The 12,083-nt window shown below is 42.8% G+C and carries 8 protein-coding genes, 1 tRNA gene and 7 pseudogenes; all 16 read left to right on the top strand.

Annotation, left to right across the window (positions count from 1 at the left end; translation table 11 throughout):
• The first annotated feature begins 209 nt into the window (after positions 1-209).
• The 16 genes and pseudogenes from ATY38_RS15300 to ATY38_RS00010 all read left to right on the top strand — a co-directional run bounded on the left by ATY38_RS15300 (position 210) and on the right by ATY38_RS00010 (position 12,026).
• Positions 210-961, top strand: a protein-coding gene (locus ATY38_RS15300) for an IS5 family transposase (RefSeq protein WP_082632977.1) whose coding sequence is annotated in 2 segments (ribosomal slippage) — positions 210-506 and positions 509-961 — 750 coding nt in all. Because the reading frame shifts where the segments join, the coding sequence is not laid out codon by codon here.
• Between the two features lie 583 nt (positions 962-1,544).
• On the top strand, positions 1,545-1,808 hold the full coding sequence (gene rpsT / locus ATY38_RS00075) for a 30S ribosomal protein S20 (RefSeq protein ID WP_062557489.1): 264 nt from the start codon (positions 1,545-1,547) through the stop codon (positions 1,806-1,808).
• Between the two features lie 274 nt (positions 1,809-2,082).
• Positions 2,083-3,795, top strand: coding sequence for a multiheme c-type cytochrome (locus tag ATY38_RS00070; RefSeq protein ID WP_062557488.1), 1,713 nt, complete (start codon positions 2,083-2,085; stop codon positions 3,793-3,795).
• On the top strand, positions 3,792-4,823 hold the full coding sequence (haoB, locus tag ATY38_RS00065) for a hydroxylamine oxidation protein HaoB (RefSeq protein ID WP_235590251.1): 1,032 nt from the start codon (positions 3,792-3,794) through the stop codon (positions 4,821-4,823). Before ATY38_RS00070 ends, haoB begins: the two co-directional genes overlap by 4 nt.
• Before the next feature lie 130 nt (positions 4,824-4,953).
• On the top strand, positions 4,954-5,676 hold the full coding sequence (gene cycA, locus ATY38_RS00060; protein ID WP_062557487.1) for a cytochrome c-550 CycA: 723 nt from the start codon (positions 4,954-4,956) through the stop codon (positions 5,674-5,676).
• Complete coding sequence (locus ATY38_RS00055; RefSeq protein ID WP_082632960.1) at positions 5,627-6,358, top strand: NapC/NirT family cytochrome c; 732 nt, start codon at positions 5,627-5,629, stop codon at positions 6,356-6,358. Before cycA ends, ATY38_RS00055 begins: the two co-directional genes overlap by 50 nt.
• Positions 6,359-6,645: 287 nt before the next feature.
• Positions 6,646-7,579 (top strand): annotated as a pseudogene (gene pstC / locus ATY38_RS00050) (phosphate ABC transporter permease subunit PstC).
• A gap of 79 nt (positions 7,580-7,658) precedes the next feature.
• Positions 7,659-8,587 (top strand): annotated as a pseudogene (gene pstA / locus ATY38_RS00045) (phosphate ABC transporter permease PstA).
• Between the two features lies 1 nt (position 8,588).
• Positions 8,589-9,385: pseudogene (pstB, locus tag ATY38_RS16875) on the top strand (phosphate ABC transporter ATP-binding protein PstB).
• A 242-nt stretch (positions 9,386-9,627) separates the two neighbouring features.
• Positions 9,628-10,070 (top strand): annotated as a pseudogene (locus ATY38_RS16980) (triose-phosphate isomerase).
• A pseudogene (locus ATY38_RS16890) lies at positions 10,001-10,383 on the top strand (triose-phosphate isomerase family protein). Before ATY38_RS16980 ends, ATY38_RS16890 begins: the two co-directional pseudogenes overlap by 70 nt.
• An 18-nt stretch (positions 10,384-10,401) precedes the next feature.
• Positions 10,402-10,788 (top strand): preprotein translocase subunit SecG, encoded by a 387-nt coding sequence (gene secG / locus ATY38_RS00030; protein WP_062557486.1) that lies wholly within the window; start codon positions 10,402-10,404, stop codon positions 10,786-10,788.
• A gap of 58 nt (positions 10,789-10,846) precedes the next feature.
• Positions 10,847-10,931, top strand: a tRNA-Leu gene (locus tag ATY38_RS00025).
• Positions 10,932-10,977: 46 nt separating this feature from the next.
• Positions 10,978-11,333: pseudogene (locus ATY38_RS00020) on the top strand (NADH-quinone oxidoreductase subunit A).
• A 4-nt stretch (positions 11,334-11,337) separates the two neighbouring features.
• Positions 11,338-11,813 (top strand): annotated as a pseudogene (locus ATY38_RS00015) (NuoB/complex I 20 kDa subunit family protein).
• Positions 11,814-11,825: 12 nt separating this feature from the next.
• A complete protein-coding gene (locus tag ATY38_RS00010) occupies positions 11,826-12,026 on the top strand; it encodes a hypothetical protein (protein WP_062557485.1) in 201 nt (66 codons plus the stop codon).
• Positions 12,027-12,083 lie beyond the last annotated feature (57 nt).

Raw genomic sequence — 12,083 nt, 5'->3', positions numbered from 1 at the left:
GATTAAGGGAGTGCATTTGTTTTATACTGTAAACAAAGTTAGGAATTCTTACATATAATCGCTTAATTTACCGCTTGTTAACACCTTGCTACACTAACAAATTAAGCCTGCTAGCCTAGGGTCTGTTGACGTTTTGAGATAAGTATTTAATAGATAGAAACAAACTCGTAATATTGGGGTTCCCATACCACCAACAAAACGAGTTTGCGATGCCCCGATTGATGCTCAGTGATGAGTTCTGGTCGAAGCTGGAGAAGATTCTGCTTCAAGAAGCGATATATAACAAGCGCAATCTGCGCATGACAGTAGAAGGTATGCTGTATCGAATGCGGGTTGGCTGCCCGTGGCGAGACTTGCCTGAGGCATTTGGAAGCTGGAATTCCATCTACAAAAGATTCAATGCGTGGTCATTAAGCAGCAAATGGTTAAGGATTTTCAAGGCGTTGTCTATTGATCCGGATTGTGAATGGGAATTTATTGATGGCAGCTATGTTAAAGCGCACCAGCGCATAGTGCAGGCGCAGCGGACAAGGAACCACAGGCGATCGGGAAAAGCCGCGCAGGCAATACCACAAAGATTCACCTGGCGGTTGATAGTTATGGTTTACCAGCCGATTTTGAAATCACCGGTGGAGAAGTCAATGACTGTTCTATAGCACCTGATTTGATTGCCAAACTGCCTGACGCGAAAGCGATTGTTGCGGACAAAGGCTATGACAGCGAATGTATACGAGGACAGATAACGAAGAAAGGGGCTCGAGCTGTGATACCGAGAAAGCGCAACTCGTTGAAGGGCAACGCAGATATGGACTGGGGTTTGTATGGATACCGACATTTGGTGGAAAATGCTTTTGCCCGGCTAAAGCAGTATCGGGCAGTAGCGACACGATACGACAAACTGAAGAGAAATTTTGAGAGTATGGTAGCCATGGCATGTGGATATCTGTGGCTACCTATGTGAAATGTCAACAGACCCTAGAGTCCTTTATATTTTTCCAGATCGGTTATTCAGTTATTTTTAATTTTGATAAAATCCTTGTTTTGTTAGAACTAACTTATAAGTATTACGTAATATTATTAAAAAATAAATAAGGATAATTATGCTTTCAGTATTAAAAATTGGTGTGATTTTTATTTGCATTTTCGGATTGAGTTTTTTTTCATCAATAACACTTGCTAGCTGTACCGGATGCTTATGCCCGGGCGATCCATGTAATCTTTGTCCATTACCTGCGATGCAGGATGATTCGCCGAAGCTAAATGAACCTGAGTTATGCGGTAAAATAAGAGAAAAAGTGCCACCGACCTCGGCACAACCTGGGTCTAACGAATATTTTCCCAATTTGGATATGTCAATTATGGTATGTGTCAACGAAGGCGGGGATGTTATAAGGAATAAACAGCGTAATTCGGAATTCCCTTCGAGATTTTATTGTAAGCCCCCGACATCTGATACCATGAGTAAATAAAAGAATTGTAAGTTGCAATATAAAAAAAAAGAAAGTAGTATCTAAGCCTTTTTTCTTTGAAGGAGCTAAGGAATTATGGCTAATAGTGCACAAGCGAGAAAGCGTGCAAGGCAAGCTGTCAAACGTAGAGAATACAATGTCAGTTTACGGTCTAAATTGCGTACTGCAATTAAATATGTAAGAAAAGCGATAGGGTCTGGGGATAAAGATCTGGCTCAAAATGTATTTAACAGTTCGATAGGTACTATTGATTCCATTACTGGAAAAGGTATTATTCACAAAAATAAGGCTGCGCGTTATAAAAGTCGATTATCTTCCGCGATTAAAATGATGAATTAGCGGGTAGCATAAAATTAATTTTTTTTTTATAAAAAAGCAAAAATAAACTTAACTTATAGTAAGTAAGGCAAACTAAAAAAGTATATTAATATGTTGATTATAAATATTAATAATGAATATCTGACAGTACAAGGCTGACTAAGTAGTCTAAGGGAGGGGCTATCTGTTGAAGTTGGATGGATGGTTGGGGGCTATGAAGCGAAGGAAGGTGGTCTTTTGAGAGGCCGGGAAGATAAGAAGGGAAAAAAATTATGGAAAACCAAAGGAGAGAAAGATGAAAGCCAAGCGATGGGCTGGGGTAATAGCGGGGCTGTTAGGAGCTATGCTGATAGGGACGGCGCATGCGAACATACCGAGCGTTCCGGACGAATTGTATGAAGCATTGAAGTTGGATCGTGAGAAGGCGACGCCGAAGGAAGTATACGAAGCGGTGGTGAAGCGCTACAAGGATCCTGAGCAAGGAGCGGGGCCTGGAACGATGGCGCAGTATTGGGAACCGATACCGTATGGAATATATTTGGATCCTGCGACATTTTACAAATCGCCGACTTCGAATAAAGAGATAGCGAGCCGGAAGGAATGTGTAGAATGTCACACGGATGAATCGCCGGTATGGGTTCAGGCATGGAAGCGTAGTAGCCATGCGAATTTAGACAAGATTCGTAATCTTAAGCCGGATGACCCTACCTTTTATAAGAAAGGCAAGCTTGAGGACGTAGAGAAGAATTTGCGCTCTTTGGGTAAATTGGCGGAAGGCGAGAACCTGAAGGAAGTGGGGTGTATTGACTGTCACGTGGATGTTAATGCGAAGAAGAAAGCGGATCACACCAAAGACATCATTATGCCGACAGCGGATGTATGCGGTAAATGTCACTTGCAGGAATTTGTGGAACGGGAATCGGAACGTGACACGATGATTTGGCCGCACGGCCAATGGCCCGATGGACGCCCTTCGCACGCGCTGGACTATAAAGCCAACGTAGAAACCACTGTTTGGGCAGCGATGCCGCAACGCGAAGTAGCTGAAGGCTGCTCGATGTGTCATACGAATCAGAACAAATGCGACTCATGCCATACGCGCCATGAATTTTCAGCTGCGGAGTCGCGTAAGCCGGAAGCGTGTGCCACTTGCCATAGTGGTGTGGATCACAACAACTGGGAAGCTTACTCCATGTCCAAGCACGGCAAGATGGTGTCGATGCTGGGAGACAAATGGAACTGGGAAGTACAGTTGAAAGACGCCTATGAACTGGGCGGTCAAAATGCACCGACCTGTGCGGGTTGTCACATGGAATACGAAGGTGAATATAGCCATAACATGGTAAGGAAGATTCGGTGGGCGAACTATCCATTTGTTCCAGGTATAGCGGAAAACATTAATAGCGAATGGTCGGAAGCTCGTTTAGACTCGTGGGTGGTTACCTGTACCCAATGTCACTCGGAGCGTTTTGCACGTTCATATTTGGAATTGATGGACAAAGGCACGCTGGAAGGGTTGGCTAAGTATCAGGAAGCTAATGAAATTGTGCATACACTGTACAAGGAAGGTTTGTTGACAGGCCAAAAAACTAATCGTCCTGCTCCACCGCCACCGGAGAAAGAAGGCTATGCATATTTTGCACAGTTGTTCTGGTCGAAAGGCAACAGCCCTGCGGCGATTGAGCTCAAGGTGCTGGAAATGCACGAAAATGACCTGGCGAAGATGCATGTAGGCTTGGCGCACGTAAATCCGGGTGGATGGACTTATACGGAAGGCTGGGGTCCGATTAACCGTGCGTATGTTGAAATTCAAGACGAAAATACTCGTATCCGCGAGATGATTGCACTGCAGGAACGGGTGAAGAATCTTGAATCGAAACGCACCAGTTTACTTGACTTGGACGGCACAGCTGAGAAGATCTCACTGGGTGGTTTAGGTGGCGGCATGCTGCTCGCCGGAACACTGGCCTTGGCGGGTTGGCGCAAACGTAAGCAAAGTGAAGCTTGATAGGCGCTGACACGACAGACCGCGCCGCTCCGGTGGTGCGGTCAGGAGACAGGCTGCTCCCGTCATTAGGAATTTTTCTGGTGACGGGAGGATTGCTTTTATTGGGCTGGTTTGTGTATCTTTGGTTTAAACCGATACCGGCTCCCTATCAATATCAATTGGTAGAAGAAAGCGACAGCAGCAAGTTTAGTAAAATAGATTTGACAGGTTGGCCGGATTTAAAGCTTGGTCAGTACAAAGTACAAGCTGACGGAGTAGGCAAGCCGATCGCTGAATTCATTGTTGCAAGGCAAAATGATGGAGCGCCGGTACTGATCTACTGGAAGAATAGCACCAATGAAGTGCTCTACAATTTTGACAGAAAGCCATCGGAGCTTACTGTTCTGGCCGAGGCGATCAGCAAGTACGCTCCGAAAGATGCGCTGATACTATCCTGGTGGGACACCTCCCGGCAAATCAAACTGCTTACAGGGCACGACACGTTTTTTACTCATCACCTGAACGAACCCCTCATGATACCGGCTCCTTGGCTGGAGCACAGCAAAGAGATCCAGGCGTATGAAAAACAATTCTGGCAAAGCAAAGCGGATTCGGTGGAATTGGAACGATTTAAACACTTCAGTCGGGCACTGGCGGCACCAGCGGAAGACGGTATTAAGCAACTGCGGCAACTGATTGGTTCTGATCGTGAGACCTACCTGATTGTACACGTGACCGATGTCTATAAACTAGGGCTCATGTACCCGGAAAGTATAGGCGTTGCCTACCAGAATTTTCCGATGACAGGGAATATGCATGGCATGATCAATCAAATGAAAGTGCAAGTTAAGGAAAATAATTTTGACACCTATACACTGCAATCTGTTTCAGACAATGAGATCAGAGTATTTTTCCTGAGTGATGAAGAAAGTAGTCAGACGTTGTTGGCAAGGATGCTGCCATTTGTAGATAAGACTGCGCCGACGGAACAAGATCTGGCGCAACTGATCTACCAACAAGGAGGCTATTGGGTATATAAGCTACCTTAGAAATAAAAAAATAGCCTTGAGCGACAATAAAACTCCCAAAAAAGCGGACACATAATCATTTACACAAAACGATGATAGCGTACAATACGAACCCATAAAATTTGAATTAAAAAAGTATAAAGGAGGAGAGATGAAACACGCGATAACCCATATATTGGCCATACTGGCGATGACTGCATTTTTCTCGGGCACAGTGTTGGCGGCGGATTTTGAAGGTCGTACGAAATGTAGTTCATGTCACAAATCGCAAGCTAAATCATGGAATGACACGGCGCATGCCAAAGCGATGGAATCGTTAAAACCGGGCACACGCAAGGAAGCTAAGATAAAAGCGAAGCTGGATCCGGATAAGGACTACACGCAAGACAAGGACTGTGTAGGCTGTCATGTTGATGGATGGGGCAAGAAAGGTGGCTATACGGTAGAAACACCGAAGAAGCCGCTAGCGGCAGTTGGTTGTGAATCCTGTCATGGACCTGGGAAGAGCTATCGGGGAGATCACCGTAAGGGAGGTCAGGCCTTTGAAAGCAAAGGCACTACCATGCAACGCAAAGTATTGGCAGACAAAGGGCAAGACTTTCATTTTGAAGAAGCTTGCAGTGCTTGTCATTTAAACTACGAAGGTTCGCCATGGAAAGGTGCGAAAGCTCCCTATACGCCATTTACTCCGGAAGTTGACGCGAAATACACATTTGATTTTGACAAGATGGTGAAGGATGTCAAAGCGATGCATGAGCATTACAAGCTTGATGGTACATTCGTAGGGGAACCCAAGTTCAAGTTTCATGATGAATTTCAAGCGAATGCCAAAGAGAAAGTGGCAGATAAAAAAGATAAAAAAGGAAAAGACTGATGAGCGGCTTACAGAAAGGTGCGATAGGGACACTACTGACAGGCGGGTTATTGGGATATTGCTGGTAGCGGTGGTATTTGGAGGAGAAGCGGCGCTATCTACCGAAGAATTCTGCACCAGCTGTCACTCGATGACATATACGCAGACGGAACTCAAGGAATCGACTCATTATGGGGCACTAGGGGTGAATCCTGGCTGTAAGGACTGTCATATACCGCAAGGATTCAAGAATTTTCATTTAGCGTTATATACGCATGCGGTAGATGGTGCGAGAGAGCTTTATTTGGAATTGGTTAATGATTATTCGACGTTGGAGAAGTTTAATGAGCGTCGGCTGATTATGGCGCATGATGCGCGGATGAATTTGAAGAAATGGGACAGTGTAACATGCCGTGACTGTCATAGAGATCCGAATCCGCCTGGAGCGGATGCCCAGGAAGCGCATAAGAAGATGAAAACGGAAGGAGCGACGTGTATAGACTGTCATCAGAATCTGGTGCATGAGGAAGCGCCGATGACGGATCTGAATGCGAGTTTGGCTGCGGGCAAGATGGTGTTGAAGCCGGACGAAGATGAAGAAGATGAAGACGACGAAGAAGATGAGGAAGAAGACGAGGATAGTGCTAGTGAGGTAACCGCAAGCGAAGAGGATGATGATGAAGAGGATGACGATGACGAATAATTCCCTTCACGCTTAAGAGGTCATAGGTGCCAAAGCTTTGGAGATGGCATATCTCCAGAGGAGAGGTAGGATATAAAAATTGTCTCAAAAAGAAATAATCGTTATTTGATAATTATTATTAATACTCAGAAAGTAATAGTCTTGTGTGAAGTAATTCGGTATTAATAAGAATCGTTTTGAAGTAGATCAGCATTAATCATAGATTAGTGCTGATTAATAGTTGAATTTTGTTCATCAGTTAACAACTCTCTTACTATAATGCTTCAATTTATAGAAGGGCTTTTACTGTGGCAGAAGAGTCACAAAATAAATTGGTTTATGCTGGAAAACTTGGATATAGCTTTCGTCGGCATTTGCATGAAAGATTTATAGAAACTTTTTTTATTCTTGTCAGCAATTCTTTCGGTTGCAATTATGCTTGCAATCATTGTGATGCTTGTGAAGGAGTCGGTAGTTTTTTTTCGGCAAGTATCTATCTGGGATTTTTTAACGGATACGCAGTGGACACCGTTATTTGATGATGCTCATTATGGAATACTACCGCTAATCTCTGGAACGATAGTAAGTTCTTTGATTGCGTTGCTGGTTGCACTTCCTATGGGTACCATAATTGCCATATATCTTTCTGAGTTTGCACCATTTTCTGTGCGTGAAATTGCAAAACCTTCCCTCGAATTATTGGGTGGTGTGCCGACAGTTGTCTACGGATATTTTGCACTATTATTTGTAACCCCATTGTTGCAAATTATTTTCCCGGAATTGCCAGGTTTTAATTTACTATCCGCTGGATTGGTAATGGGAATAATGATCATTCCATATGTAAGTTCAATGACTGAAGATGCTATGCGCGCGGTTCCAATGAATCTGCGTGAAGGTTCTTACGCTATGGGCGCTACACGTTTTCAGACATCTATTCGCGTAGTTATGCCGGCAGCGTTTTCTGGTATAGCCGCTGCATATATTTTAGGCATATCGCGTGCTGTTGGTGAAACAATGGTAGTGGCAATTGCCGCTGGAATGCAGCCGAATTTGACATGGAATCCAATGGAACCTGCGGCAACAATTACAGCTTATATTGTTCAAGTAAGTTTAGGAGATTTGCCGCATGGAAGTATCGGTTACCAGACTATATTCGCTGCTGGCTTGACTTTACTGTTAATAACACTCGTATTTAATATCATTGGACATTTGTTGCGGAAACGATATCGCGAGATTTATTGATGAATTGGAGACAATTTTGATTATTAGCGTTTTGTTGCGATAGATAATTTCTTAAGATGTTTGCTAGTGGAAGCATACAATGAGAAGCGGGAAAAGCCTCGAAGAAATTAGAAGAATCATCAGCCTGCATAAAAGATGGGACTTGATTTTTATGATCACTGGCATTATTGCGTTAATGATCGCGATAATGACTTTTGTGGCCTTATTTGCACATATGTTGATCGATGGTTTGCCACGCTTATCTTGGGAGTTTTTTTACATCATTTCCATCACGTCGCCCAGAGTCTGCCGGCATCTTATCTGCTTGGGTTGGTACTACTTTGGTTATGCTCGTAACGGCAGTAGCAGCGGTGCCATTGGAATAGGGTCAGGCATATATTTGGAAGAATACGCCCCCCGGAATTTGTTGACCGAGATCATTGAGATAAATGTCACCAACTTGGCGGGTGTTCCTTCAATTATATATGGTTTGCTTGCATTGGGATTGTTTGTGTATCAATTAGGCTTTGGGCAGAGTATCTTGGCAGCTGGATTAGCTTTAGCGTTATTGATTCTGCCGGTTGTTATTGTGGCTACACGCGAGGCGATACGATCAATTCCCATTACCATACGAGAAGGAGCCTATGCATTGGGCGCAACCAAGTGGCAAACAGTTTCGGATCATTTATTGCCATACTCAGCTGCAGGAATTCTAACAGGAATTATTATTGGTTTGGCCCGAGCAATTGGTTGAAACTGCTCCAATTATTACGATTGGAGCATTGACGTTTATTGCTTTTTTACCCCCATCTCCAGTAAAAAATGAATTTCCATTTATATCTTTTGAGTGGCTCACGGCTCCTTTTACAGTGATGCCAATACAAATGTTTAACTGGGTGTCACGACCAGAGGAAGCTTTTCAGTTGAATGCGGCTGCAGCAGGCTTGGTTTTAGTCATTATGACTCTTGCCATGAATGGGTTGGCAATTTATTTACGCTACAGAATGCGGAAAAAACATTAAATGGTAAAATGATGCATATATCGAAAGAAATTGCAGAGTCTGCTCAATATAAATCTGAAGTAAGGAACCTCAGCTTTTACTATGGAGAATTTAATGCGCTTAAGAATATTGATATGGTGTTGCACGATAAAAAAATTACAGCACTGATTGGTCCATCTGGATGTGGTTAAGTCGACATTCTTGAGATGCTTTAATCGTATGCATGATTTGTATCCAGGTAATCGTTATGACGGCGAAATAATTTTGTACCCTGATGATGTAAATATTTTAGCCTCGAATGTTGATCCGATTGAAGTACGGATGAGGATAAGTATGGTGTTCCAAAAGCCAAATCCATTTCCTAAATCAATTTATGAGAATGTAGCTTATGGATTGCGTGTAAGAGGGATTAAACAGCGAGCAATTCTAGATGAAAAAAATAGAGATAGCTTTACGCAATTCGGCGTTATGGGATGAAGTCAAAGATCGTTTACACGATCTAGCTTTTAACCTCTCAGGAGGGCAGCAGCAGAGACTTTGTATTGCTCGTGCTTTAGCAACAGATCCGGAGATTGCTATTTGACGAACCAACCTCTGCACTTGATCCAATAGCGACGGCTAGTAGTATTGAAGAATTAATTACCGACTTAAAGACTAAAGTTACTATACTCATTGTTACTCACAATATGCAGCAAGCAGCGAGAGTGTCGGATTACACTGCTTATATGTATTTAGGCGAGTTAATTGAGTTTAATGTAACAGATACAATATTTATTAAACCTAAAAATAAGCAACCGAAGATTATATTACTGGTCGTTTTGGTTAATGAATAGCAATTGTTTAAATAAGCAATCGAGTTTTTTAGTTTCTTGCAGGTTTAATCTCTTCTTCGGAGATGATTTTTCTATCTAGGTTGTACCTGCAACAGTAGTTTATTTTGTCACGCATCGGATAAAAATCTACATAATGCATGGAATAATTATATGAGTGGCGCCGATGCTGTGTAATTGACTTGATAAAGAATCAAGGTAGCATCGCCCATTTCGGAAAGTCGGAGCCAGAAGCAAAATGCGTAAAAAGATGGTTGTTGGTAACTGGAAGATGCACGGTAATTTGTTAGAGAATAAACAGCTACTTGATGCGGTAATCTCTAGTTTAGACGGATTGCACGAAGATCTTATCGCCGTTTGTGTGCCTTACCTCTATCTGCCGTCTGTACAAAACCAATTTGCAGAGTTCGAGTATAGCTTGGGGCGCTCAGAACGTGAGTCATATGAAAAGGGTGCGTACACAGGAGAGTTTCAGCATCAATGTTGAGTGATTTTCGGTGTCAATATGTTATTGTAGGGCATTCGGAAAGAAGAATGCTATTTGGTGAAAACAATAATGTGGTTGCAGAAAAATTTGTGGCAGCTCAAAACGCCGGAATAATTCCAATTTTATGCGTTGGAGAGACATTTGGAGCAACGTTGAAGCTTACAATACTGAGCAAGTCATTGAGCAACAATTAAAGTCGGTCATTAATTTGGCAGGAATCGAGTCACTAAACAAGGCCGTTATTGCTTATGAGCCGGTCTGGGCCATTGGAACAGGTATAACTGCATCGCCAGAACAAGCGCAAGATGTACATACATTTATTAGGGAAGGCTTAGCTAAGCAGAATTCGAATGTGGCAAATCAAGTGATTATTCTCTACGGCGGAGCGTTAAAGGCAGTAATGCATCTGAGCTATTTGCTATGCCAGATATTGATGGTGGTTTAATAGGTGGCGCTTCGCTTATTGCAAATGATTTTATAACAATTTGTCGCGCATTACGTCATTAAATTTTTTGGAGTATAACGTTGGAAATCTTGGTTTGGGCTGCGCATGTTTCGCTAGCGATCGTATTAATAGTTTTGGTATTATTGCAGCATGGTAAAGGCGCAGATATGGGGGCTGCATTTGGTAGTGGTTCAGCAGGTAGTTTGTTTGGAGCGAGTGGTTCAGCTACTTTCTTAAGTCGTGCTACAAGCTTTGTTGCAGCAATGTTTTTTGTCACGAGCTTGAGCTTAACCTATTTCTCGATGAATCAAACTTCGGGGGGAAGTGTAATGGGTAGTATCATGGATGGTTTGGACGAGACTGGGAGTGCTGCAGGGACAGAAGTGAATGAATCATCGACTTCTGGACTTGATGACAATATGTTTGAAGATGATGGCAGCTCAATAGTTAACAAAATACCTGAGTAACACTTCGACAATAGAATTAGTATAGAAGCTTAGTGATAAGATAAAGCATGGTTTTGCCGCCGACGTGGTGGAATTGGTAGACACGCCGTCTTGAGGGGGCGGTGGCGAAAGCTGTGCGAGTTCGAGTCTCGCCGTCGGCACCATGTGCAGTAGTTGATTCTCCTTTAAACTATAACGTATAAATTTAAGATGCTTGAGAACTATTTTCCGATACTATTATTCTTTATGTTGGTTTTCTGGTAGGAGTTGTACCCATGCTTTGTGGATGGCTACTTGCGCCGAACAATCCAGATAGTGAAAAGCTTTCACCTTATGAGTGCGGATTTGAGGCTTTTGAAGATGCGCGGATGAAGTTTGATGTGCGCTACTATTTGGTAGCAATATTGTTTATCTTATTTGATCTAGAAATTGCGTTTCTTTTTCCATGGGCGATTGTACTAGATGAAATTGGATTGTTTGGATTTCTAGCAATGATGATTTTTCTAAGCATCTTGGTGGTGGGATTTATTTACGAATGGATGAAAGGTGCGTTAGAGTGGGATTAATGTTATGGGTATAGAAGGAACGCTTGAAAAGGGTTTTATTACTACTAGTCTGGATTCGATTATTAATTGGGGCGAACCGGCTCTATGTGGCCAATGACCTTTGGGTTGGCATGTTGTGCGGTCGAAATGATGGAAACAGGAGCTTCTCGTTATGATCTTGATCGTTTTGGAATAGTATTTCGTCCAAGCCCACGTCAATCGGATGTTATGATTGTTGCCGGAACGTTATGTAACAAAATGGCACCTGCTTTACGTAAGGTCTATGATCAAATGGCTGAGCCCCGATGGGTAATATCTATGGGATCATGCGCGAACGGGGGCGGGTATTACCATTATTCTTACTCGGTAGTTCGTGGGTGTGATCGTATAGTGCCGGTTGATATTTATGTGCCTGGTTGCCCACCGACCGCGGAAGCTTTGTTGTATGGCATCATTCAGCTACAGAATAAGATTAACCGTACTAACACAATCGCGCGCTAAATTTTAATTAGTATGTCTACTATTCAACAAGAAACTCTTGCTGCAATATTGCGGAGATTGCTGCAGAATAAATTAATTAATCTGCAAATGCAGCGAGGTGAATTAACCATCGTAGTAAATGCCGAGGATATTCTGGGAGTCAGTAAAGTATTGCGTGATGACACGGCACTTATGTTTGATACTTTGATCGATTGTGCGGGATTGATTTTTTAACTTATGGTGATGATCTGTCAGTTAAATATGACTTGAAAGATAGACGTTTTGCAGTAA

Origin of the sequence: Nitrosomonas ureae, from assembly GCF_001455205.1 — a bacterium.
GTDB lineage: Bacteria > Pseudomonadota > Gammaproteobacteria > Burkholderiales > Nitrosomonadaceae > Nitrosomonas > Nitrosomonas ureae.
The sequence above is the reverse complement of the archived record's forward strand: the minus strand, read 5'-3'. Positions and strand labels throughout refer to the sequence as shown.

What these genes read in the sequence shown, in the direction of transcription:
- rpsT (WP_062557489.1), top strand. Translation starts at nt 1,545, where the DNA reads ATGGCTAATAGTGCACAAGCGAGAAAGCGTGCAAGGCAAGCTGTCAAA.
- ATY38_RS00070 (WP_062557488.1), top strand. Translation starts at nt 2,083, where the DNA reads ATGAAAGCCAAGCGATGGGCTGGGGTAATAGCGGGGCTGTTAGGAGCT.
- cycA (WP_062557487.1), top strand. Translation starts at nt 4,954, where the DNA reads ATGAAACACGCGATAACCCATATATTGGCCATACTGGCGATGACTGCA.
- ATY38_RS00055 (WP_082632960.1), top strand. Translation starts at nt 5,627, where the DNA reads ATGCCAAAGAGAAAGTGGCAGATAAAAAAGATAAAAAAGGAAAAGACT.
- ATY38_RS00010 (WP_062557485.1), top strand. Translation starts at nt 11,826, where the DNA reads ATGTCTACTATTCAACAAGAAACTCTTGCTGCAATATTGCGGAGATTG.